Origin of the sequence: Arthrobacter sp. fls2-241-R2A-200 (assembly GCF_030209745.1) — a bacterium.
In the GTDB taxonomy this organism is placed as follows: Bacteria; Actinomycetota; Actinomycetes; order Actinomycetales; family Micrococcaceae; genus Arthrobacter.
In genome coordinates this window covers 383458-406809 of sequence record NZ_JARVRJ010000001.1, presented here as the reverse complement: position 1 = coordinate 406809, position 23352 = coordinate 383458, and the positions used below count along the sequence as shown (strand labels likewise).

At 63.0% G+C, this 23352-nt stretch carries 19 protein-coding genes; 12 read left to right on the top strand and 7 right to left on the bottom strand.

The window, feature by feature from the left end:
* The first annotated feature begins 4 nt into the window (after positions 1-4).
* Positions 5-736, top strand: coding sequence for an MBL fold metallo-hydrolase (locus QRN42_RS01850; protein ID WP_284977743.1), 732 nt, complete (start codon positions 5-7; stop codon positions 734-736).
* Positions 737-834: 98 nt separating this feature from the next.
* On the opposite strand, the gene QRN42_RS01845 is transcribed toward QRN42_RS01850, so the two are convergent.
* Positions 835-2244 (bottom strand): NAD(P)H-quinone dehydrogenase, encoded by a 1410-nt coding sequence (locus tag QRN42_RS01845; protein WP_284977741.1) that lies wholly within the window; start codon positions 2242-2244, stop codon positions 835-837.
* Between the two features lie 122 nt (positions 2245-2366).
* On the opposite strand from QRN42_RS01845, the gene QRN42_RS01840 reads away from it, so the two are divergent.
* Both QRN42_RS01840 and QRN42_RS01835 read left to right on the top strand, forming a co-directional pair.
* Positions 2367-3167 (top strand): purine-nucleoside phosphorylase, encoded by an 801-nt coding sequence (locus QRN42_RS01840; RefSeq protein ID WP_502868750.1) that lies wholly within the window; start codon positions 2367-2369, stop codon positions 3165-3167.
* A 103-nt stretch (positions 3168-3270) separates the two neighbouring features.
* On the top strand, positions 3271-5016 hold the full coding sequence (locus QRN42_RS01835; RefSeq protein WP_284977739.1) for a phospho-sugar mutase: 1746 nt from the start codon (positions 3271-3273) through the stop codon (positions 5014-5016).
* A gap of 19 nt (positions 5017-5035) precedes the next feature.
* Here the strand turns inward: QRN42_RS01835 and nirD are convergent, their stop codons facing one another.
* The gene (gene nirD, locus QRN42_RS01830) at positions 5036-5398 is read right to left on the bottom strand and encodes a nitrite reductase small subunit NirD (protein ID WP_284977737.1); all 363 of its coding nucleotides are present in this window, start codon (positions 5396-5398) and stop codon (positions 5036-5038) included.
* Between the two features lie 281 nt (positions 5399-5679).
* Between nirD and nirB the strand changes: the two genes are divergently transcribed.
* The 9 genes from nirB to QRN42_RS01785 all read left to right on the top strand — a co-directional run bounded on the left by nirB (position 5680) and on the right by QRN42_RS01785 (position 16006).
* A complete protein-coding gene (nirB, locus tag QRN42_RS01825) occupies positions 5680-8352 on the top strand; it encodes a nitrite reductase large subunit NirB (RefSeq protein ID WP_284977736.1) in 2673 nt (890 codons plus the stop codon).
* Positions 8353-8360: 8 nt separating this feature from the next.
* Entirely contained in the window at positions 8361-9392 is a 1032-nt protein-coding gene (gene cobA, locus QRN42_RS01820) for a uroporphyrinogen-III C-methyltransferase (protein ID WP_284977733.1), read from the top strand.
* A gap of 12 nt (positions 9393-9404) precedes the next feature.
* Complete coding sequence (locus QRN42_RS01815) at positions 9405-10562, top strand: uroporphyrinogen-III synthase (protein ID WP_284977732.1); 1158 nt, start codon at positions 9405-9407, stop codon at positions 10560-10562.
* Between the two features lie 90 nt (positions 10563-10652).
* Positions 10653-11363 carry an ABC transporter ATP-binding protein gene (locus tag QRN42_RS01810; protein ID WP_284977730.1) on the top strand — a complete coding sequence of 237 codons (711 nt, stop codon included), beginning with the start codon at positions 10653-10655 and terminating at the stop codon, positions 11361-11363.
* Entirely contained in the window at positions 11360-12646 is a 1287-nt protein-coding gene (locus tag QRN42_RS01805) for an ABC transporter permease (RefSeq protein ID WP_284977728.1), read from the top strand. The genes QRN42_RS01810 and QRN42_RS01805 overlap by 4 nt, the downstream gene beginning before the upstream one ends.
* 194 nt (positions 12647-12840) lie before the next feature.
* A complete protein-coding gene (locus QRN42_RS01800; protein WP_284977726.1) occupies positions 12841-13719 on the top strand; it encodes an FAD-dependent oxidoreductase in 879 nt (292 codons plus the stop codon).
* 114 nt (positions 13720-13833) lie between these two features.
* A complete protein-coding gene (gene deoC / locus QRN42_RS01795) occupies positions 13834-14526 on the top strand; it encodes a deoxyribose-phosphate aldolase (protein WP_284977724.1) in 693 nt (230 codons plus the stop codon).
* 45 nt (positions 14527-14571) lie between these two features.
* Positions 14572-14799 carry a hypothetical protein gene (locus tag QRN42_RS01790; protein WP_284977723.1) on the top strand — a complete coding sequence of 76 codons (228 nt, stop codon included), beginning with the start codon at positions 14572-14574 and terminating at the stop codon, positions 14797-14799.
* Positions 14800-14905: 106 nt separating this feature from the next.
* Entirely contained in the window at positions 14906-16006 is a 1101-nt protein-coding gene (locus QRN42_RS01785) for a glycosyl hydrolase family 28-related protein (protein ID WP_284977722.1), read from the top strand.
* A 2-nt stretch (positions 16007-16008) separates the two neighbouring features.
* Here the strand turns inward: QRN42_RS01785 and QRN42_RS01780 are convergent, their stop codons facing one another.
* From QRN42_RS01780 to QRN42_RS01760, 5 genes are all read right to left on the bottom strand, one after another.
* On the bottom strand, positions 16009-16803 hold the full coding sequence (locus QRN42_RS01780) for a PIG-L deacetylase family protein (protein WP_284977721.1): 795 nt from the start codon (positions 16801-16803) through the stop codon (positions 16009-16011).
* 5 nt (positions 16804-16808) lie between these two features.
* Positions 16809-17942 carry a glycosyltransferase family 4 protein gene (locus QRN42_RS01775; protein ID WP_284977720.1) on the bottom strand — a complete coding sequence of 378 codons (1134 nt, stop codon included), beginning with the start codon at positions 17940-17942 and terminating at the stop codon, positions 16809-16811.
* A 5-nt stretch (positions 17943-17947) separates the two neighbouring features.
* Positions 17948-20947, bottom strand: coding sequence for an oligosaccharide flippase family protein (locus QRN42_RS01770; RefSeq protein ID WP_284977719.1), 3000 nt, complete (start codon positions 20945-20947; stop codon positions 17948-17950).
* 137 nt (positions 20948-21084) lie between these two features.
* Positions 21085-22410, bottom strand: a complete 1326-nt coding sequence (locus QRN42_RS01765; protein WP_284977857.1) for a glycosyltransferase family 4 protein — start codon at positions 22408-22410, stop codon at positions 21085-21087.
* A gap of 110 nt (positions 22411-22520) precedes the next feature.
* The gene (locus QRN42_RS01760; RefSeq protein ID WP_284977718.1) at positions 22521-23318 is read right to left on the bottom strand and encodes a glycosyltransferase; all 798 of its coding nucleotides are present in this window, start codon (positions 23316-23318) and stop codon (positions 22521-22523) included.
* Between the last annotated feature and the right edge of the window lie 34 nt (positions 23319-23352).

The following is a 23352-nucleotide window of genomic DNA, read 5'->3' as shown; positions in this document are numbered from 1 at the left end:
CCGAGTGAACATCTCCGAACCGGCTCCCGGCGTCCACTTCGTGGAGGGGCCTGCCTCCAACTGGATCATTGTCCGTGACGCCTCAGGCTTCATACTGATCGACGGCGGATACCCTGCGGACCGTGACCTGGTCTTGGAATCCATCCGCGGGCTGGGCCTGGACCCCGCGGACGCTAAAGCCATGCTCATCACCCACGGCCACGTGGACCATACCGGTTGCGCGGCCTACCTGTCCCGAACCTATGGCACCCCCATCCTGTGCTCCCCCGAGGAACTGGCCCACGTCCGCGGCGAAGAAAAGCACCAAGTGACCGTAGAGAAGGTCCTGGCTCGGGCGTGGCGGCCCCGGGTCTTCCGGTGGTTGCTGCACGTCATCAAGGCCAAGGCCCTGCAGGCGGAGCCCGCCGCGCAAGCCCAAGGCTGGAGCGAAGATCAGCTCCGGAGCCTGCCCGGCAACCCCGAAGCCATACTGCTTCCCGGCCATACACCCGGCAACGCTGCTCTGTTGCTGCCCGGTGCCAACGCCATCGCTGTGGGTGATTCGTTCGTCAGCGGCCACCCGATCAGCCCCAAGAACGGGCCACAGATGCTGCACACGATGTACCACTGGGACCCGGCCGCGGCCTTGGCATCGGCCCGGCACTTGCAGGGAATCCAAGCCAACGTGATCCTGCCCGGACATGGTCCTGCATTGCACATGTCCTTGGCCCAGGCCATCGCGGCCTTGCAATCGTAGGTGTCCTGCAGAGCCCGTTTCGATGGCTCGCTGCATAATGAGCCGTGCGAACGGCATCCTGTGCAGCGGAGCCCCGAAACGGGCCGCCAGCGGTGAAGCTACATGTGCACGTGCAAGCGCCGCGCAGCCTCGGAGATGGAGCCTGTGAGCGACGGGTACACCGTGAAAGCGCTGGCAAGGTCATCCACATGGAGCTTCTGCGTCACGGCCAGGGAAATCGGGAAGATGAGCTCGGAGGCATTCGGGCCCACCACTACCCCACCGATCACAGTGCCTGATCCCTTGCGCGCAATCACCTTGACGAAACCGTCTTTGCTGTTGCGCATCTTGGCCCGGGCGTTGCTCAGGAGGGACAACATGACCACGTCGCCCTGGTACTTTCCGGAGGCAAGGTCGGCCTCGGAGACACCCACCGAGGCAATCTCCGGGGACGTAAAGATGTTGGACGCCACCTGGTTGAGCTTGAGCGGCTTCACGCCGTCGCCCATGAAGTGTGCAATGGCGATCCGGCCCTGCATCGCGGCAACCGAGGCAAGGGCGAAAACGCCGGTGCAGTCTCCGGCAGCATAGACGTTCGGTGCGGTGGTGCGGGACACGCCATCGACCTTGATGTGGCCGGACTCGGTCAGCGCAACCCCTGCTTCTTCCAGGCCCAAGCCCGCGGTGTTCGGAATGGAGCCTACGCACACCAGGCAGTGCGAGCCGGTCACCACCGATCCGTCACCCAAGGTGACCTTGACGCCGTCGTCCGTTCGCTCAACCGCGTTGGCGCGGGTTCGGGACAAAACGCGGACGCCGCGGCGTTCGAAGACGCCTTCCAGGAGCTTGGCGGCGTCGGTGTCCTCACCCGGAAGGACCTGGTCTCGGCTGGAAATGAGGGTGACTTTTGAGCCGAGGCCGTTGTACGCGGAAGCGAACTCGGCGCCGGTGACACCGGAACCCACCACGATCAGTTCCTCGGGGAGTTCGTCCAGGTTGTAGATCTGCGCCCAGTTGAGGATGCGTTCGCCGTCGGGCTTGGCAGTGGGCAGTTCGCGGGGATGGGCGCCGACGGCGAGCAAGACGGCGTCCGCGTCGATGGTGCGGGTGCCGTCGATGGTGAGCACCTCGATGGTGTTGCTGTCCAGGAGCTTGCCGGAGCCGATGACGATCTCCACGCCGAGGCGTTCCAGGCCCGCCCGGATATCGTTGGACTGTCCGCGGGCCAAATTCAGCACACGGTTGTTGATGTGCTTCAGGTCAGCGCGGGGCTGGGAGTTGCCGCCGTCGCCGTCGAACTTCACGCCCAGCTCATCGGCCTCACCGACCCGGGTCATGAGGTCCGCGGTAGCGATCAGGGTCTTGGAAGGCACGACGTCGGTCAGGACGGCGGAGCCGCCGAGGCCGGCCCGCTCAACAATGGTGACGTGTGCGCCGAGCGAAGCGGCCACCATAGCGGCCTCATATCCGCCGGGACCACCTCCAAGGATCGCGATACGGGGGGCACTGAAATCAACTTGGGTGGTCACAATCCTCAATTCTTGCTCATTGCACCGTCCGCTGCCACTCAGCCCACCCAGGACCGTGATTCCGCGCCTACCAAAGTACCTCGCGGGCACGGTAGCTTGTACCAGTGAGTACCACTGAGCTGATGAACACTGACCCTTTCGAAGCCGCCCGCACGGCCGCCGACTTCATAGCAACCGAGACCGGGATCGAGTCCCATGACGTGGCACTTGTCCTCGGATCGGGTTGGGCGGAGGCTGCCGACCTCATTGGCGAAACGACCGCCACCTTGAACGCATCGGAAGTTCCCGGCTTCCACAAACCAGCCGTGGTGGGCCATGTGGGAACCATCAGGTCCGTACTGACCAAAGAGGGAAAGCGGGCACTGGTCCTTGGCGCCCGGACGCACTATTACGAAGGCCGCGGGGTCAGGTCCGTGGTCCACGGTGTGCGCACCGCGGCTGCCGCGGGCTGCAAAACCCTGGTCCTCACCAATGGGTGCGGCGGGCTCAACGAGGACTGGGCCCCGGGCACCCCGGTACTGATCAGCGACCATATCAACCTCACGGCAACGTCCCCCCTTGAGGGAGCAACGTTCGTTGACCTCACGGATCTCTACTCGTCCCGCCTGCGTGGATTGGCTCGCGAAGTCGACCCCTCGCTGCAGGAAGGCGTGTACGCCCAGTTCACGGGCCCACACTACGAAACCCCGGCAGAAGTCCAGTACGCCAAGAGGATCGGCGCGGACTTGGTGGGCATGTCCACAGCCTTGGAGGCCATCGCCGGGCGACACGCCGGCATGGAAGTGTTCGGCATCTCACTGGTCACCAACCTCGCCGCAGGAATCAGCCCCGTGCCACTGAGCCACGCCGAAGTCCTCGAGGCGGGCCACACTGCCGGCAAGCGCATCTCCAAGCTGCTGGCGGAGATCATCGCCAAGCTCTAACCTCCCGCCGAGGGGCGGGATCTCACCCTTTAAGACCACTCATAAGGGCGAGATCTCACCCCTCGTTGCTGTTGAGGTGGCCAATGAGGATAGTTTGGTCCCTATGACATCAAGCGATGCCGGCCTCGACCAACTACTCACCGACGCCCGCAAGTGGGCGGCCCAAGATCCCGATGCGGTGACCTCGGCCGCGCTCGTGGAGCTGGCCGACCTCGCCGCCGCTGGTGACGCGGCTGCGAGGCAGGAACTGGCCGACAGCTTCAACGGCACCCTGCAATTCGGCACGGCCGGGCTTCGCGCAGCGCTCGGGCCCGGACCCAACCGGATGAACCGGGTGGTGGTCCGCCGGGCAGCGGCAGGCCTGGCGGCTTTCCTCACCGAGGCCGTAGCTGCTGCGGCCCCCGGGACCCGGCCGCGCGCCGTCGTCGGTTTCGACGCCCGCTACAACTCGGATATTTTCGCCCAAGAAACAGCGGCCATTTTTACGGCTGCAGGCTTCGAGACGTTCCTCATGCCCGCCGCGCTGCCGACGCCGTTGCTGGCCTACGCGGTCAGGAAGCTGGAGTGTGACGGCGGAGTGATGGTCACCGCCAGCCACAACCCGCCGCAGGACAACGGGTACAAGGTCTACCTGGGGCGGCACGCCGTCCCGGAGTCGGGCCGCGGCTCGCAGATCGTGGCGCCGTACGACGCCGGGATCGCGGCGAAGATCGACGCCGTCGGAACGCTCGACTCGATCACGCTGGCAGACGACGGTTGGACGGTGCTGCCGACGTCCATCACTGCCGAATACCAAACAGCCATGGCAGGACTGGTGGATCGGGAGAACTTCCCCGCCAGGGACCTCAAAATCGTGCTGACCCCGATGCACGGAGTGGGCGGTGAGACTGCTGTTTCGGTGCTTTCGGCTGCCGGCTTCACGGACGTCACATTGGTGGCCGAACAGGCGGAGCCGGACCCGGACTTCCCCACCGTGGCCTTCCCTAACCCGGAGGAGCCGGGCGCGCTGGACCTGGCGTTGGCGGCCGCCGCTGAGTCGGGCGCGGACATAGTCCTTGCCAACGACCCCGACGCCGACCGCGCTGCAGTCGCCGCACTGGACCCCGCGACGGGAGCTTGGCGAATGCTGCGCGGGGACGAAGTGGGCGCGCTATTGGGTTCTCATGTCGTTGCCAGGCTGGCCGTCCGGGAACAGGCGGAGCAGGGTGCCAGGGTCTTTGCGAACTCGATCGTTTCCTCACGGCTTCTTGCCCGGATCGCCGCATCCGCAGGATTCGCCCATGAAGAGACCCTCACGGGCTTCAAATGGATCTCCCGCGTGCCGGGCCTGACCTACGGGTATGAGGAAGCGCTGGGCTACTGCGTGGCACCGGACCTGGTCCGCGACAAGGACGGCATCTCGGCCGCGGTCCTGATCGCTGAGCTTGCCGCCACGGCCAAGGCTGAAGGACGGACAATTTTCGATACCTTGGATGATCTCTACCTGGTCCACGGGTTGCACGCGAGCGACCAGTTGAACATCCGCGTGGCTGACCTGGGGCTTCTGGACGCGATGATGAACCGGCTGCGGGTCAATGCGCCGGAAGCGTTCGCGGGTTCCGCCGTCGAGGTTTTCACGGACCTGGCCGAAGGCAGCGATGCCCTGCCGCCAACGGACGGACTGCTGTACCTCACGCGGGACCAGACGCGCGTGATCATCCGGCCAAGCGGCACCGAACCGAAGCTGAAGTGCTACCTCGAAGTCATCCAACCCGTGGAGTCCGCAGCGGAACTTCCCGCTGCCCGGCAGGCTGCGCGGGCGTCCTTGGACGACGTCCTGCGGGACGTCAGCGAGGCCCTGGGCTTGTAAGGACTGTGAGGAACCGGGCCTAAAGTGCCACTTCCACGTAGCCGTCCACCAGCCGGGTGGCGAACGTGGGCAACGTCAGGTCCGGGCGCGTCAAGCACTCACCGGTGTGGAGGTCGTACACCTCTTTATGCAGCGGCGATGCGATGGTTGGCCTGTTCCCGCGGGATCCAACGATGCCTCGCGCCATGACATTTGCCAGGGTGGCGGGGTCTTGTTGGGCGACGGCGGACACCGTGCCGTCCGCGGTGCGGAACAGTGCAACTTGGCGGCCGGCCACCAGGGCCGCTTCGCCCCACGCAAGCTCCAATTCATCGAGCGGGCACACGCGGTGCCATGTAGCGGTTGCTTCCAGGTCGTTTGCGCGGTCCAGAATTATGGTCATTGCAGCCCCTCTCACTGGGCCCGGACGCCGGCCGTTCCTGCCGTCAATTCCGGGACATCGGCCACGGTCGCGGCCACCCCTCCACGCTAAAACCCGGGTGTTTCACCGGCGGTGCGCCTTTGTGTCGGGTGGGTAAAAGAGACCTCACGCCCCCGGAAATGCGTTCGTGATGCAGAAGTTAAGATCACGAAACATAAGGGAAACTGAAGCGAAATTGCCCGTCCCTAGGCTGGAGCACAAGCTGCGGAGAACCGTCTGCAGCATTTGCGAAAGGCCCACCAGTGACCGGACACACCTCAAGCGCAGGGAACCCGCGCCGCATCGTCGTCGTCGGAGGCGGCCCTGCTGCCCACCGCTTTGTTGACGCCATGTACACCCGAGGCCTTGACGGCTGGCAGGTCACAGTGCTGACCGAAGAGGCCCACCTGCCCTACGACCGCGTAGCACTGAGCAGGGCCCTGACGGAAGCGGACGTAGACCTCACCTTGGGTCAGGCCTCCATGTGGGACCACGATGCCTTGACCCTGATCACCGGCGAGCGCGCTGTGAGGATTGATCCCGCTGCCAAGAGCGTCCTCACCGCCGCAGGTAACAAGTACCACTACGACCAGCTGGTTGTGGCATCCGGTTCGGACGCTGCCCGCCTCCCCATTCCCGGGGCGGAGCACACCCATGTGTACCGAACGCTGGAGGACGTGTGGGCCATCAACAAGGCCCTCGCCGAGCTCCGCCAAAAATTGGGCCGGAAGGTCAAAGCGGTCACCATTGGCGGTGGGTTGTTGGGCCTTGAGTCCGCTGCCGGCACCGAACAGCTTGGGGCGACCCCCATTGTCATCAACGGCTCACCCTGGCTGATGAACACGCAGTTGGATCAAGGTGCCGGACAGGCGTTGGGCCGTCTCATCGAAGCCAAGGGCTTTGAAGTCCACGGCGGCGTGTTCCCCTCGGAGGTACTGACGGACGACGACGGCCAAGTCACCGGTGTCCTCATGGCGGACGGCAGGACCATCGAGGCGGACCTCGTGATCGTCGCTATCGGCGTCCGGCCGCGCGATGACCTGTTCCGTGCGGCTGAGGGCGAAGAACAGATCTTCAGCTTGGGCCAGCGTGGCGGCGTGGTCATCAACGACTTCTGCGCCACGGAGGTTGACGGTATCTGGGCCATCGGCGAGGTGGCCAACTACGGGGGCATGTGCTTGGGCCTCGTGGCGCCGGCCAACACCATGGCGGAGATCGTTGCGGACCGCCTTCACGGTGGCGAAGCAACATTCCCGGGGTTTGACACGGCCACCAAACTCAAGTTGTCCGGCGTCGATGTTGCCAGCTTCGGTGACGCGTTCGCCAAGACCGAGCACGCCCTGGAAGTCGTTTACGCCGACCCTGCCCGTGGGGTCTACCAGAAGATCGTCACTACCGACGACGCCAAGACCCTGCTGGGCGGCATTTTCGTGGGCGACGCTTCCCCGTACATGAGTCTGCGCCCGCTTCTGGGCCGTGAACTTCCCGCCGAGCCGGGGGCATACCTGAGCGCTGCCGGCGGCGGGGAAGCGCCGGAAACCGAACTCCCGGACGACGCGATCCTGTGCTCGTGCAACAACGTGGCTGCGGGCACTATCCGTGACGCCATTAACGGTTGCGGTGCCTGCGAGGGCGAGTCCCCGGTGCGGGAACTGGCAGAGCTGAAGGGGTGCACCCGCGCCGGCACACAGTGCGGTTCGTGCGTGCCGATGCTGAAGAAGCTCCTGGAAGGTGAGCTAACCAAGTCCGGCATCGAGGTTTCCAAGGCGCTGTGCGAACACATCAGCTTGTCCCGGCAGGAACTCTTTGACGCCATCCGCGTCCTGGAGCTCACCTCGTTCGAGGACATCATGGCCAAGTACGGCACCGGAGCGGGCTGCGATATCTGCAAGCCGACCATCGCCTCCATCCTCGCCAGCCAGCACTCCGCGTACGTCCTTGATGAGGGCCGTGGCTCGCTGCAGGACACCAATGACCGGGCGCTGGCGAACATGCAGAAAGACGGCACCTATTCCGTGGTTCCGCGCATTGCCGGTGGCGAGATCACGCCCAAGGGCCTCGGCGTGATCGCGGCCGTTGCGGAGAAGTACAAGCTGTACACCAAGATCACCGGAGGCCAGCGTATCGATATGTTTGGTGCCCGCTTGGAACAACTCCCGGAGATTTGGAAAGAACTGGTGGATGCCGGCTTCGAGTCCGGCCAGGCGTACGGCAAGAGCCTGCGGACGGTGAAGTCCTGCGTGGGCTCCACGTGGTGCCGTTTCGGAGTGCAGGACTCGGTAGCGATGGCGATCGCCTTGGAGCTGCGGTATCGGGGTCTGCGCAGCCCCCACAAGCTGAAGATGGGTGTTTCCGGCTGCGCCCGCGAATGCGCAGAAGCCCGCGGAAAGGACGTTGGAGTCATTGCCACAGCCGACGGATGGAACCTGTACGTGGGTGGTAACGGTGGGGCAACCCCGGCGCACGCGCAGCTCCTCGCGAAGGACCTGGACGACCAAACCCTGCTCAAGTACATCGACCGCTACCTCATGTATTACATCCGTACAGCGGACCGCCTCCAGCGCACCGCGCGCTGGCAGGAGGAGCTCGACGGCGGGATCAAACACGTTGAGGAGGTGGTGGTCCATGACTCCCTGGGAATCGCCGAAGAGCTCGAAGCTGCCATGGCCAAACACATCGACACGTACCAGGACGAGTGGGCCGAAACCCTGAAGGATCCCGAGCGACTGCGCCGTTTCCGGTCCTTCGTCAACGCACCGGACCAGAAGGACGAATCCATCGCCTTTGTTCCCGAGCGTGGCCAGATCAGGCCTGCCACGAATGAAGAAAAGGGCGGCGTGCTCATCGCGTCTAGCATCCCGGTCCGCCAAAGCAGCGGTATGCAAAGCAGCGGTATGCAAAACAGCGGCCTACAAAACAACGCCGGCGAAAACTAGGGGGAACCATGCAGCTCACCATTGACCTCACCGGCCGCAGCGTTTGGGTCGCCGGATCTGACCGCGCCGCCCGGCAGGCCGTCCGCCGTTACGAACACGCCGGCGCCGTGGTGCACCGCCTATCGAACCCCGGGATCGGGGACGCCGGACCCCTCCACCAGAGGCCGTTCCTTGTTGCGGTAGTGGACGACGGCGATCCGGGTTGGGTTCCGTTGATGGAGCACTGCCGCGAAGCCGGAGTCCCGGTGGCCTTCGAGCCTGCCGCCGGGGCGGAAGGACACGTGACCTTGGTTGGTGGCGGACCTGGCGCCTTGGCTCTTCTCACCGTCGGTGCCGTCGAGGCGTTGCGGGATGCCGACGTCGTGTTTTATGACCGCTTGGCTCCCCACCGGGAACTTGATGCCCTGACGTCTGCGGAATTGGTCGATGTGGGCAAGCAGCCGGGGCTGCATAAGGTGACGCAGCGGGACATCGAGAAGCTCATGGTTGAGGCTGCACTCCAGGGCAAGAACGTGGTCCGGCTCAAGGGTGGAGATCCTTACGTGTTCGGTCGCGGCGGGGAAGAGGTGGCCGCCTGCATCGCCGCCGGCGTGCCGGTACGGGTCATCTCCGGTGTCACCAGCGCCATTTCGGTCCCCGCGGCCGCTGGCATCCCCGTAACCCATCGCGAAGTCAGCCACATGTTCACGGTGGTGTCCGGCCATGCGCCACTGTCCGAGAAGGAACTCACCCATCTGGCCGGGCTCGGCGGCACGATCGTGGTGCTCATGGGTATTGGCACGCTTCCGCAACTGGCGGCAGGCCTCCGCCGCGCCGGGATGAAACCGGAGATGCCCATGGCCGTAGTGGAGCGGGGCTACCGGCCCGGGCAACGAACCACCATTGCCGATCTCGGTACGATTGAAACGGCAGCGAGCGGCTGCAGCAACCCGGCCGTCCTGGTTATCGGCGAGGTAGTCAGGGTGGCCGAAGCCAACCGAAACCACACCGAAGCATCCGCTGAACTGAGCCGGCTCGCGGCTTCCCTCATTGAAGCCTGAAGGTAAGAACACATGACTGTTGCACGCGTCCTCGAAGCCGTCGGCCCAGCCACCACTCCCACACTCGCCGAACCCGCGGACTTGCCGCTGGACGGGTTTCGCATCGGGGTAACCTCGCACCGCCGTTCCCAAGACCTCATCGAGGCCTTGGAACGCCGTGGTGCGGCTGTGCTCCACGCTCCCGCGCTCAAGATCGCCCCCGTCCAGGAGGACATGGTCCTGATCGAGGACACGCGCACCATCATCGCGGCCAAACCGGACATCTGCATCGCCACCACCGCTTACGGAATGCGCCGCTGGTGCGAGGCCGCCGACTCCTTTGGAATCGGCGAACAACTCCTCGAGACACTGTCCGCGTGCCGCATGTTCGTTCGCGGACCAAAAGCCCGCGGTGCCGTGCGCGCGGCAGGCCTTGCCGACGTCGGAATCAGCAGCGACGAAACCACCGCAACGCTCGTTGACATGCTCTTGGTGGAGGGAGTTCGCGGCAAAACCGTGGCCGTCCAGCTCCATGGCTACACCGACGTCCGGCAGCTGGAGCGGCTCCGGATGTCCGGGGCCACAGTCCTGACCGTGACGCCTTACCGTTGGGTCAAGCCCGACGGCGAAGACAAACTCCCCCGCCTGATCGAGGCCGTCTGCAGCGGGAACCTGGACGTCCTGACTTTCACCAGCGCTCCCGCCGTGGACGCCATGTGGAGCACCGCGCACGAGATGGGCCTCTACCGCCAACTCGTGGAGGCCCTCAAAGGGCCGGTGACCGTTGCCGCCGTCGGGCCGGTCACCGCCCAACCACTGCTCGACGCCGGGCTGGCGCCACTGATCCCGGACCGCTACCGGATGGGTGCTCTCATCCGCCTGGTGACCGAACATCTCTCGTTGAACCATGTGCGCCGTTTGGAGACCCGGGGCTCCACGATCGAGTTGCGCGGGAGGTGCCTGCGGATCAACGGCGAGGCAGTGGAACTCGCCCCTGCACCCCTCTTGCTCCTTAGGGCGCTCTTGGGGGCTGGCGGTGCCGTGCTGTCCAGGGAAGCCCTCTCCGACCTTCTGGATCTGCGCGGTTCCGTGCATGCCTTGGATATGACCGTGAGCCGGCTCCGCTCCGCGCTCCCGGATGGAAAGCTCATTGAAACCGTGGTGAAGCGCGGGTACCGGCTGCGGGCCTAAGTTCGGAACCCTCAGGATTCTGAAAGTTTCGCCGTGTAGGTTACCTATTACTGCTCTGGCACTGCTTGTCTCCAGTGCTTGCGACTCCTGATGGGAACCTCTGTGCCTGTACCGATTTTGTCCACCCGCGACCTGACTAAGACGTACGGTCGCGGTCCGGACCGCTTCGACGCCCTGAAGGGCGTCTCCCTCGAGATCGACCGTGGTGATTCCGTAGCCATCGTAGGGAAGAGCGGGTCCGGCAAGTCCACCCTGATGCACTTGCTCGCCCTGCTCGATACACCCGGAGGAGGTGAAGTACACGTTGACGGCACAGACGCCAAGACTCTGACCGCGCGCAAACTCAATACCCTTCGGAACCAGATGTTCGGCTTCGTGTTCCAACAGTTCTTCCTCAACCACACCTCCAGCGTCTTGGAGAACGTGGTCCTGCCACTGAAAATTGCGGGCGTTGGCGCGCGGGAACGGCGCATCCGCGGCATGGCCGTCCTGGAACAGCTTGAACTGGCAGACAAGGCCCGGAATAAGGCGGGCAACCTTTCCGGCGGCCAAAAGCAGCGGGTGGTGATCGCCCGCGCCCTGGCAAACAACCCACAGGTCCTCTTCGCCGACGAGCCCACCGGAAACCTCGATACCGCCACCGGACGGATCGTCGAAGACATCCTCTTCGACCTCAACCAGAACCAGGGCATCACCTTGATCACGGTCACCCACGACCACGACCTCGCAGCCCGCTTCAACCGACGCCTCTTCATCCGCGATGGGAAGCTGATCACCACCGATGAGGAGCACGCGGCATGAAACCGCTTGAAACAATTAAAACGGCAATCTCCAACAGCTTCCGCAGCAAGCTCCGCACCACGCTGACCATCCTGGCCATCTTCGTCGGGGCTTTTACCCTGACCATCACCAACGGCCTGGGCACGGGTATTTCCAACTACATAGACGCCCAGATTGCTGCAGTGGGGCCGAGCAACGCCTTCACCGTTACCAAGACCGACACCAGCACGGACGCCGGATCCGGACCAAAGAAGTACGACCCGAACACCAGGGTCATCGCCGTGGGCGGAAGGCCAGGATCCACCCAATTGGCCCTCACCCAAGCCGACCTCGACAAAATGGCCACCATTCCGGGAATCACCAGCGTTTCCCCCGTCACCCGGCTCAACACCGCTTACATCCAGTGGAACAACAAAGACAAGTACCAGCTCAGCATCAGTCCCCTGGCCGGAGCCCATCCCCCGCTGGCCGCCGGCACGGCCATGGACGACACCGGAAGCCAGGCCCAGATCACCCTTCCTTCCAACTACGTGGTGCCACTGGGGCTTACTGACAACGCCCACGCGATCGGCCAAGACATCACCATCGGGATCTTGGACGTCACCGGCACGATGCACACCGTGACGGCCACAATCCAGGGCGTGGAAGAAAACGCCCTGCTCGGCAGCGGCGGCGCGCTTGCCAATAAGGCACTCACGACGGCGCTCGACGGCGCGCAGAACACCGGCGCGCCCGCCGTCGGACTCCAGACCTGGACCGCAGCCACAGCAGCCTTCACCCCCACCAATTCGCGCGCCGTCAACGACATGAAGTCCCAACTCAGCGCCGCTGGCTACACGGCCCAGACGTTGGATGACCGCATCGGCACCGTGAAAACGGTCATCAATGGAATCATCGGCGTCCTGGACGCCTTCGCGATCATCGCGCTGGTGGCCGCGGGGTTCGGCATCGTTAACACCTTGCTGATGTCCGTTCAGGAACGCACCCGCGAAATCGGACTCATGAAGGCCATGGGAATGGGCAGCGGATCTGTCTTTGCCCTGTTCAGCACAGAAGCCGCGTTCATCGGGCTCCTCGGCAGCCTGATTGGATCAGCCGTAGCCATCGGCCTGGGGACCGTGGTCAGCGGCGTCCTCGCCCGTGGCCCGCTGAGCGATCTCTCCGGGCTGCAGATCCTCAGCTTCGCCCCCGGACCTGTCGCCGGAGTGATCATCCTGGTCATGGCCATAGCTTTCATTGCCGGTACGCTTCCGGCTGCCCGTGCCGCGCGCCAAAATCCGATCGACTCCCTGCGGTACGAATAGTCACCGTCGCATAGTCCCCGTCGCCGCCTGACGCCGCCGTGTGACGCGGCCGTGTGACGCAGCTTATTACCGCCGGGTAAACAGCTCGCTACGGATCGCCCATCAATGGCAACAGCGCGGAAACACCCGCGAAAAGCAGTCCCCCTACGCTGATGATCAACAGCACCAAACAGGTCATAGCGAAAGGGCCAGACATGTCCGCTCCCCCGTCCGAAGTTTCCCCTCACGTCGTCATTGCGGGGGCGGGTCCCGCCGCGCAGGCGCTGGTGCGGAGGCTCGCAGGAACAGCCGGCGGCGACCGCACCTTCAGGGGAACCATCACACTGCTCAGCAACCGGGACGACTACCCGCAGGCACTCCTTGAAATCGCGGAACTTCCCCACGTCTCCGTCCGCTTCGGCCAAGCAGCAAGCTTCATCGATGCAGGGGCCAAGATCGTGACCACAACGGACGGCATGGAATTCTCCTACGACCAGCTCGTCATCGCCACCGGTTCGGCGCCCGTGCTCCCACCGGTGGCGGGTGCCGAGGCAGGCCTCAGCTACTCCACCATCGACGACGCCGCCAGCCTCGGCGAGGCTGTGAAGGACATCGCCGGCACCGTGGGGCGCCGACCTCTGGGCATCCTCGTTGGCACCGGACCTGCTGCGGGCCAGGCCGAGGCTGTGTTGCGGGCCCGCGGTGTCCGTCCCGTGCGGACAACGCTTCGGCCAGCCGCCGTCGTCAACTCCGCAGCGGTTCCCGAGGCTGTTCCCGCTACCCCGGCCACTGGCATCCTCTTCGAGGACGGCAGCAGCATGAAAGGCGACCTTGTGGTCATTGCCGAGGAAAGGGTCGCCCGCAATGAGCTCGCCTTGAGTGCGGGCCTCGACATCGGGCACGACGGCGGCATCGCAGTCGGGCGCAACCTCGTCACCTCCTTGCCGGGAATCTGGGCTATCGGCGATGCCGCATCCTGTGACGGCTTCCGGCTCGGTTTGCTCCTCTCAGCGGAGTCCTCGGCGATGCTGTGCGCATCGGGCATCCTGTCAGCTGCGATGGGTGCCGAACGGGAGGCCCTTCAAGCGGCGTGAGACCGTCCGGGCGTCGCCGAAATCCACCATGGCAGGTGTGGCAAGATGGTCATCTGACGGGCTGTGACAACCCTGCGGCCACCGGGCCGGCCACGCCCTGCACGGAAGGATCCCATGAGCTACGAAGCCGTCGCCCCTGCTAGCATCGCCGCCTACATCGACCACACGCTCCTCAAGCCGGAAGCCAGCGAGGATGACATCCTCAAGGTCTGCGCTGAGGCTGTGGAATATAAGTTCAAATCGGTGTGCGTCAACCCCATCTGGGTCAAGACTGTCCGCAAGGCCCTTAAAGGTTCCAGGGTGCTGACGTGTTCAGTGATCGGCTTCCCGTTCGGTGCCACGCCGAGTGACGTCAAGGCTTTCGAAGCCCGGGGCGCAGTACTCGACGGCGCCAACGAAATCGACATGGTGATCAACATGGCCGCGGCACGTGCCAAGGACAAAGGCGCGCTCGTGGACGACATCAAAACGGTGGCTGAGACAGTCCATGCGGGTGAAGCAATCCTGAAGGTCATCATCGAAACCTCCATGCTGACCGATGAGCAAAAGGTGATCGCATGCGAGGCGGCGGCAGAAGCCGGTGCCGATTTCGTCAAGACCTCCACCGGGTTCAATGGCGGCGGGGCTACAGCGGAGGATGTCGCCCTCATGCGCAAGACAGTGGGCCCCGACATGGGCGTCAAGGCCTCCGGCGGAGTGCGCTCGCTGGCTGACGCACAGGCTATGATTGCTGCAGGTGCAACACGTATCGGAGCGAGTTCCGGAATTGCCATCGTCAACGGTGAACAAGGTTCATCCAGCTACTGAGGCGTCCGTAACTGATTTTGAGCCCCGCGGGGCAAGGAGGAATGAATGTCCAAGGAAGCAACAAGCGCCCCCATTGAAAATGAGAACCACCTCGGTACGAGCATTATCCTGTTCGTCATCATGATGGTCCTTTTCCTTGGCGCCATCTTCTCCCTTACTTTCCTCACCTTGGACAACGTTTGGCCAATGGCGGTTTGCTTGATCCTGTTTGCGCTCGCTTTCTGGATTCCCCAGACCGTCCTGGGCCGCTCTGACTCGGCCGGCGAAAGCTAAATCATCCCATGATGCTTCATATGGCCCGGGCTCCTGCCCGGGCCATGCCTGATTAAGGACACCGTACGGCTCATTAGCGTGAAACCCGGCAAGATAGGCTGATGCCATGAAGTCCGCCGCTCCAAAAATAGTGCTGCTTGTGGTTGCTGTGACCGCAGTGGGACTCGGAGCGGCTTCGATGATTCCCCGGGCAAGCGCGCCCCAATCAGTCGACTATTGCTTGGCTTCGGGGAGCAAGGCAACGGTGGTAAAAGAGTGGGCGCCACATGGTTATCTGGACGCCGATGACACGTCAACGCAACTTCAGCACCTTATTGATTCCGCCTCCTCAGACGGCGGTGCGATCGTCACACTGCCCGCTGGCACCTTCACGTTGAACAGGCCGCTGATCCTCAAGAGCAACGTCGCACTTAAGGGAGCTGGTGCTTCAACGGTCGTTAAAGCGGGCCCTGACTTCCTGAAGTCCAAGGGACCGTTCGGGGGCCACCCGTTGATTACTACCAACGGCGCGCAAAATGTCACCATCTCCCAGCTGACGGCGGATCAAAGCGGTGACGAGCTGGATGGCAACTCTTCTGGACGCTTATCTGAATACTTGGTTGATGTCCGTAACAGCTCCAACGCAGTGATTGACTCAATTCGGACCCGAAACCCATTCACGTACTCAATCGCAGTAGTGTCCAGCAGCAACTTCTGCCTCCGGAACAACGACACCTTGGTGACCAGCAGCGGAAAATACGACCAGCTGGACGGGATCCACATCACCGATTCCCACGACGGCACCGTAGAGGGAAATACGGTAGACCAGCGACAAGGAGCCGACGGCGACGACGGTCTGGTGGCCCAGACGATCGGCTCCCCCGTCTACGCCGTCACCTACAAAAACAACAAGGTACGCGGCGGATCCCATGGTTCCGGCATGCAGTTGGCCGTCGGACAGCACGAAATCCATGACATCACTATTGAGGGCAATCAATTTTGGGGCTCACCTGACGGAATCGTCACGGGATATTACGGCGGCAACGCGCCCGTGTACGACGTTGCGGTGCGGAACAACACCTTCTCGGGAATTCCCGGTCCCTGGATCAACTTCAACGGCGGCTTAAGGAACATCACTATAACCAACAACAACACGTGCAAAGTTGGTCCGAAACAGCTCAGTAGCGCTCCCGGCAATGTGGATTCAAACAACCAGGAACGCTGCTGACGTCATTGGTGCTGGGGAACGAAATAGGTTTCCGCTTTCTCTGGAATCACCCCGGCGGGAAACAAGGCATCCACTTGCGTCGCGTATTGACGGATCCGCGGCTGCTTTCCCTCGAGCCCGGTGCTCCACGTCCACGGCTGATACTGCATGCTCGCCAGACGCGCGTGGTCCGGGTTGGATGCTAGGTCGTAGGGAAAATCCGAATAGAGGACCAATTTCTCCGGGTATCCGGCTCCCATCCCCCGGGTGATCAGATGGTCCACGTGCTTCCCGACTCCCACCGGACAGAAAAGGAGATCTGCTCCTGTTGCGGTCATCAGAGCATCGACGTCGTTTTGAAGCATTCGGGTGAGACGCCGGTCTCCTCGGGAGATTCTTCCCATAGCGATGTCAAACCTGTACGTAGGGTAGCGGTGGGTCAGTTCGGGAAGCAGCCTGTCCCAGGCGCTGCTCCCCAGAGCAGGACGCGTCCGTTGACGGAAGAGCGCATCAACAGCACCCAAATGGATCGATTGGACACCCATCGACGTCAGTACGGCCCTATCCTCCGCTCTGCGGGCCGCGAAAAGCTCGACGGCGTCCGTGACGGCGCACTGGCGCATGAAGGAACGCGCCGCCCGGGTGTGTGGCGCGAGCGCCGCTTCCGTGAACAGAGTGGCAACGATGATGTCCCGCCCTTGTGCCTGCGCTTCGATGAGGGCACCGCAGGACAGTACGGCGTCGTCAAGATGCGGCGAAAGGAACAGCCATGGTGCGTGGCTGCGCATGGATCGGTCGAGTCTGGAGACGTGGGGCATGGTGGTTACCTTCCTGGCGGTTGGCCCAGCCGGTCATTAACTTCGGATTCCACAGATAGAGCGCTCCAATAGGCTGCGCCTTGCCGTCGCGCGAGGTGGTCCCAGTTGAATCGGGCCGTGAACTGCCGTGCTGTGGCAATCACGCCAGATCCCGTGTTCCCGTACTGGTCCACCATTGCTGCACCCAAGGCGTCAACGTCGAATGCCGGAACCAGCTGGCCAGCACCGACCGGGACGATCTCGCGCAGGCAAGGAATGTCGAAAGCGATCACCGGTGTACCTGTGGCAAGCGCTTCGATTGCGACGAGGCCGAACGTTTCCTGCCGTGATGGCAACACCACCAAGCGGGCGGCGCTGAGGGCCTTGAACTTAGCTTCCCCTGACAGCCAGCCGAGCAGTTCCACCCGGTCCGTTAGGTCAGCATCCGCGATTGCTGCCCGCAACTTCGCCTCGTCGGGACCGGTTCCGGCTATCAACAGTTTGCCCTGCACCCGACTTTCAGAGCGGGCCCAAGCGGCGATCAACAGGTCCAATCCCTTACCGGTGAACTCGATCCGGCCAATGCACAAGATGTCCTGTCCAAGGTGTGGTTCGGGGTTCCAGGCGGCCGGGTCGACGCCGTTGCCGATCACGTCCACGACGACAGTGGGGTTCATCGCGATCAGCTTGTCCGCGACGCCCTGCGACACCGCGATCAGCCGGCTATGCGTGCGAACCCCCCACCGCTCCACCCAATGCAGCGGAAGCCGGTACTGCCGCGCTTTGTCGCGGGCGTGGAGCCATTGAACAACTCCGATCGTGGGGCGTTGTGTCCACAGCGGTGCTGCCATGGTGGAGAAGGGAGCGAAGAAGTCCTCCACCACTAGGTCGGCATCGGACCGGCGTCTACGAACTTCGAAGGGAAGTCTGAACACGTATCCAGCCAGGCGGGTCAGTCGGTTCCGCCCGTTTCCTACTCCAACCGGGACGTAGTGCACGCCATCTTGGACCCGTTCTTGCCAGCCTGGGTACCTGGTGGTCAGGACGGTCACTTGGAAGCCGTCCGCTGCCAGGCGCCGGTTGATTTCATAGGTCCGCACCGAGCCGCCGCCCGCTCCTGGCATGCGCGGATCCTCGAAGCCCAAATGGAGGATCTTCACCGCGTTCACCGTTCCGTCTGGTAGTTCTGGGAAGGAACACCGATGCCCTCGTCGGCACCAACCGCAAGTTCAGCGTTTGCTACGAACCACACCGTGGTGGAACCGTTGGTGGGGCCTTCGACATTGAACACCGGAGTAGCGTGGGCGCGCAACCAGGCCAGCATGGTCGGGTTGACATACCCGTAGCCTTGGCTCGATGGGTAGGACTGAGTGACGATGTAGTTGGCACCGGCTCCCTGCATCAACGGCGCAGAGGGCCATGCGCCGAACCTCGGATCATCGCCGAACACCAATTGCGCCGTACTGTTGGTGACGCTCACCCGGGCGTTCGCAGGAAGGCCGCTTCGCGCCCAGTCACGCACCTGGACAAAACCGTCGTCGACCGTTAAGGCGGTGCGCATGCCGAGTACCACCGTCAGTGCGGCAAAGCACAGGCCGGCAACCATCAGGAATTTGCGCCCGCTACGGAACCTCTCGCGGAGCTCCACCACCACCAGGACGGAGCACAAGACGCCGCCCACCATGACGCCGTACCCATACTGCTCTTCGAACGTCCCGAAAACAGCGCTGTAGGCACCAGCCAAGCCCAGGGCCAAGCCTGCAAGACCAATGATTCGCCGGTCTGCACGCCGGCTGAAGCATAGGAAGGCCCCTGCCACGGGGCAAAGGGCCAACAGCAGGTAGCTGGTGCCGAAATGCCCGCTTTGATCTATGAGCCGGGCCACGATGCTCGGCGAACCCTCCGATGTGAAGCCCGTGCTCTTTTCCAAACCGGATGCCCGGACGAACCCGCTTGTCTTTGCACTGATCCAATCCGTAAGGGTGGCTTGCGTAGCTACCACCATCAGGTACAAGGCATAGGGAACCAGTGTTGCAACCACAACGACGGCGGCCTTCCGCCAGTGCAGCGTCCTCTTCCACACCACCGCCGCAAGCACGGGGGCAATGGTCGAGATAATGAAGAAGTCCTTGCATAGGACCCCGTATCCCAGCAGAAGTCCGGCTGCTCCCAGTCGAAGGACGCGGTAGAGCTTCTTGTCAGGTTCGCGGGTGCCCAGCAATAGCAGGAATCCTGCGACGACGGCGGTCATGGCTGAGGTCTCAAGGAAAGCGTGGCTGTTATTTCGAAGAATGAACGGTTCGAAGGACAGGAGGACAGCTGTCAACCAAGCGGCCGAACGGTTTGCCAGCTTGCTGACAAGCAGGAAGCCCAGACCCACCGTGAGCGCACCTAACGCAGCGTTGAGCCAGCGGAGTTGGAGGACAACGTCCATAACGTCACCGGAGATGTTGAAAAGCCTGATGACGCCGGCCTCCAGAAGAAAGTACCCGGGCGGGTGTAGGAAAAACGGACCGTCCGGCAACGTGGGAAACCGTCCGGTGCTCACCGCCTGTCCGAGCCGAACGTAGAGCACCTCGTCCACCCACAGCTCAAAGCCCCGGGTAATCCCAAGAGCCCGAACTCCGAATGCCATGGCTGTCACAGTGGCACATGCGGTGGCAGTGTTGGAGAGCACTCTGTTGGAGAGCACAGTTTTGGAGAGTAGTTTGACAGATGACTCAGCGAGCCTGATCGGCAACGGCTTCAGCACCTTGGCGCGGCGGCCGGGGACCCGAGGACCTTGGCCGTACCGACGTCGTGCACTTTCCACAGACAGTGTCGGCAACAACCCGCGTTGGTGCGCGAGGACGGCCACGCCACTGACGGCGGACAAGACCAACCACACAACGGGCTGAAGCTGACCGGCAACCGCCAGGACTACCAGCAAGGCCCCTGAACCGGCCACCTGGCTTCGGACACCGCTGGCTTGGCCGACGCGGGCCAGTACCGGCCAGGCGATCAGGGCCAGCGCCAGAGCCGCAGCCACTGCACCAAAGGCAGATCCGGCCGCCATCCCGTTAACCTGGTTCACTTCCCAGCCTGTCCAGAGCCCGGCCACTACCAGAAAGCATGCACAGACCAGGCCCAGCTGGCACCGGCGATAGGCACGCAACGCCAACAGGAGCGTGGCCAGGACGGTGAGCACTGCGTACCCGAGCCCCGCAGCAGCAAGCCACGGCAGGAGGGCAAGGGATCCGTGGTATTTTTCCGGGATGATCAAGCCAGCCATCGCATGGGGGGCTGTGGCTATGATGGCGAAAGCCACGACGGCCAGCTGACCGAACGAAGCGAAGGCCGCCGCGAGGACCCGGCGCACGTCAACACCTGGCCTGCGGAGGAGCGGGAAAGCCACCAAACAAGTGCCTGCGGCCACATAGACCGGCCCTTTGGCGATAGTCGCCAAGGCTTGGAATCCCGCAGCGGAAGCCGATCCTTCCGCCAAGAACGCGACCACCACCACATCGATGCCCACGAGGATCGACACCACGCATAGAACGGAAGCGATGTCCCGGGTCTCGGCCCACCGCCATTTTTCCCGCACTACACGCGGACGCCACTGCAAATCGCGATAGAACGACCACGGCACCAACAACAGCGCCACCGCCCCGATGGTGAATCCGAGAATGGCTCCCGCCGCACCCCATGCAAAGGCCACCACCACGAGACTTAACCCCAGCCGAAGGAGGACCTCCACAATGGTGGTCAGCGCAAACCACTTAAAGCGCAGTTCACCTTGTAGCCAACCCGATGGGGCCGCCACCACGAAGATTGCCAGCGAACCGCATGCTACGGCGGCGGCGACAGCCGGCGTCGAAAAAGCCAGGGCCAGCGTCCCTGATGCCGCGGCCGCGACGATGCCCGCGAAGAAGCTAACGAAGATAGCAAAAGCCATCCCGTCACGCCGCGCTTCAGACCCCGCCGGATGGACAGCCACGAAGTGCGACAGGGGTAAAGGCACCAGTGCGGAGGCAACAATTCCGACAATTCCCAGCAGCATCGCTCCTGCCGCAAATTGGGTGTAGTCCCGCGTTCCAAGCATGTTGGCCATCAGCAGGGTGCACGCGTAGCTGAGGACGCCCACCACCCCTGCCGAGACGGACAGGACGCCACTGTTCTCGGCCACTTTGGCTCCGGTGCCGGCGCTTTGGCTGGTTCTGGTTCTGGTTCTCGTCCCAGACACGACAGTACCCGCGGTAGGATCGACATCGCGCAAAGTGTCAGTCATTGTCCCCCCTGGGGTAGGGCTTCGGTGTGACGGCGTCAGATGCCCTCTACGGCGTCGAACGGTGCGAAAGCATTACCCGGCCCCGCAAGCAAGGCACTGCGACTGGCCGAGCGGAGCTCGGCGGGCACCAGACCGATCCGCCGTATCAATGCAAATGCCTCGAACTCGTCGCGGCCTTTCATCAGGATCGACACCTTGCCTTGGTTCTCGGCTATTTCATCGGTTGGACGAAGAATGGCTTCGAGGTCGGCACCAGCAGGCATGTCGAAATGCACCAAGGTGGACATATCGGAGCGGTCAGCAACTGCTTCGGACCGGCCACTCCTGCGTGATTCCTCCTCCAGGAGAACCCCCGCGAGCAGCGCGGCGCTCCGGTCCCATGTGAAGCAGCGCGCCCATTCCTGGCATTGGGCGGAAATACTTCCCGCCGTGCCATTGTCGGACAACACCTGAATCGCGGACACTATGGCAGCCCCAAATTCCTTGGGCGTGTCCACAAGCCAACCGGTCCGGCCCTCCACCACGGAATCCCGGATCCCCGGGACCCGCAAGGCAAGGCACGGCACTCCCCATGCTGCGGCCTCGATGACCGAGCACCCCCAACCTTCCGATGCCGATGTGGAAGCGGTGAGCCATGCCCGGCTGAGCAGGCTGTTGCGCACTGCGTCGGGTTGATACCCGTGGAACGTGACAACGTCGTCGAGGCCGAGGTCCATGGCGAGTCGCTGCAAGCGGGGGCGTTCCGGGCCGTCACCCACAATTTCGAGCCTGAGCTTCGGCACGCTCCGGACAGCCACGGCAAATTGGCCGAGCAGCAAGTCCAACCGCTTATGGGGCACCAACCGGCTGACGACGGCGACGGTCGGCTCAAAATCACGCGGACCCACTGTTGGGGCTACTTCGATGGTTCCGTTGGGCACAACATGAATGGGCGCCGTGAAACCAAGTTTGCGCAATTCCAAGCGGGTGGACGGGGACACAGCCACAATGGCCCGACGCCCGTAAACCGCTTTGGCGCCTTTGCCCTCCAAAAAGCGACCGACGGCTGCCATGGGGGCGGAAAAACGGGTGCTGAATTGCTCCTGGTGGACGTGATGAATCAACTGGACTATGGGCAGTCTTCTCGGCAGGAAAAGTGGCGAGAAGAAAGGGATCCCATTTTGGCAATCAATCACGGCATCGAATGCACTGCGGGTACGCAGGAGTTTGAGGGCGGCTTTAGGATAGAGCCCCAAAGGGCCTCCGGCGCGGAAAATCCGGATTCCATCGATCATGTCGTCGCCGGACTGGCTATCTTCACGGCCTGTAAACCAAGTGACCTTAGCACCGCCGTCGGTCCACCTGCGGGATATTTCGTGCATGTATTGCTCGGCTCCACCGGCCTGTGAATGCGTAATGTCGCGCCAATTCAGGACAAGTATCTGCTTCCCCGCCAGCTGTTCCGAAAGGCTCACAGGCACGAAAGACCGCGTCACGGCGTGACTTTCTGAAGCTGGAAGACTGACGCAAAACTCGCAGCTCCGTCCTTGAAGGGGCGGAAAGTGGAAGATTCTCCGTCGGTCCACGCGACCGGCAGTTCCACGATGTCAGCGCCTGAACGCTGAAGCCACTGGAGCAGCTCGACGTCGAAAGCAAAGCCCGTTGTGCGGCACTGCACCATTGCCGCCGTCAGCGCATCGCGTTCAAAGAACTTGAAACCGCATTGGGTATCGCTGATCCCTTTGACTTTTGACCGCGTCAATACCCGGAAGGCGGTGCCTCCCACCCGGCGTCCCAAATGTTGTGGCTGCACAAAGGTGGAACCGGGGGCGTGCCTTGACGCAATGACGGCCGCAGCCCCGCGTTCCAAATGATCCATGGCGGCTTCGAGTGTCTCGAGGGGAGTGGCGAGATCGGCGTCGAAAAACCCGGTGAATCTGGAGGTTCCGCTGAGCAGGCCACGGGCCACGGCTGCTCCTTTGCCGCGGCGTGAACATCCCACCACACTAATCGGAACCATGCTGCGATTCTCGCCGGAAATGCGGCGAACCACCGCAGCAGTCTCATCCACGCTCCCGTTGTCCACCACTACAACCCGTGAGGACCACTTGTGGCAGGCAAGGAAATCGACAGTCTGAATAAGGGTTTTAGGAATTCTTTCGGCCTCATTGTAGGCCGGTATCACCACTTCAAGATCGACAGGGGAACGGCGCAATGATCCTATTGTTCGCTGCACGTCACGACTACCCCAGTTGGTCTTTTGGATGCTGTCCGAGTCCAGCAGATCCATGAGAACCTCCAACTAGCCAAGCAAAAACGTCGTA

What these genes read in the sequence shown, in the direction of transcription:
- QRN42_RS01840 (WP_502868750.1), top strand. Translation starts at nt 2,367, where the DNA reads ATGAACACTGACCCTTTCGAAGCCGCCCGCACGGCCGCCGACTTCATA.
- QRN42_RS01835 (WP_284977739.1), top strand. Translation starts at nt 3,271, where the DNA reads ATGACATCAAGCGATGCCGGCCTCGACCAACTACTCACCGACGCCCGC.
- nirD (WP_284977737.1), bottom strand. Translation starts at nt 5,398, where the DNA reads ATGACCATAATTCTGGACCGCGCAAACGACCTGGAAGCAACCGCTACA.
- cobA (WP_284977733.1), top strand. Translation starts at nt 8,361, where the DNA reads ATGCAGCTCACCATTGACCTCACCGGCCGCAGCGTTTGGGTCGCCGGA.
- QRN42_RS01815 (WP_284977732.1), top strand. Translation starts at nt 9,405, where the DNA reads ATGACTGTTGCACGCGTCCTCGAAGCCGTCGGCCCAGCCACCACTCCC.
- QRN42_RS01810 (WP_284977730.1), top strand. Translation starts at nt 10,653, where the DNA reads ATGGGAACCTCTGTGCCTGTACCGATTTTGTCCACCCGCGACCTGACT.
- QRN42_RS01805 (WP_284977728.1), top strand. Translation starts at nt 11,360, where the DNA reads ATGAAACCGCTTGAAACAATTAAAACGGCAATCTCCAACAGCTTCCGC.
- QRN42_RS01800 (WP_284977726.1), top strand. Translation starts at nt 12,841, where the DNA reads ATGTCCGCTCCCCCGTCCGAAGTTTCCCCTCACGTCGTCATTGCGGGG.
- deoC (WP_284977724.1), top strand. Translation starts at nt 13,834, where the DNA reads ATGAGCTACGAAGCCGTCGCCCCTGCTAGCATCGCCGCCTACATCGAC.
- QRN42_RS01790 (WP_284977723.1), top strand. Translation starts at nt 14,572, where the DNA reads ATGTCCAAGGAAGCAACAAGCGCCCCCATTGAAAATGAGAACCACCTC.
- QRN42_RS01785 (WP_284977722.1), top strand. Translation starts at nt 14,906, where the DNA reads ATGAAGTCCGCCGCTCCAAAAATAGTGCTGCTTGTGGTTGCTGTGACC.
- QRN42_RS01780 (WP_284977721.1), bottom strand. Translation starts at nt 16,803, where the DNA reads ATGCCCCACGTCTCCAGACTCGACCGATCCATGCGCAGCCACGCACCA.
- QRN42_RS01765 (WP_284977857.1), bottom strand. Translation starts at nt 22,410, where the DNA reads ATGCACGAAATATCCCGCAGGTGGACCGACGGCGGTGCTAAGGTCACT.
- QRN42_RS01760 (WP_284977718.1), bottom strand. Translation starts at nt 23,318, where the DNA reads ATGGATCTGCTGGACTCGGACAGCATCCAAAAGACCAACTGGGGTAGT.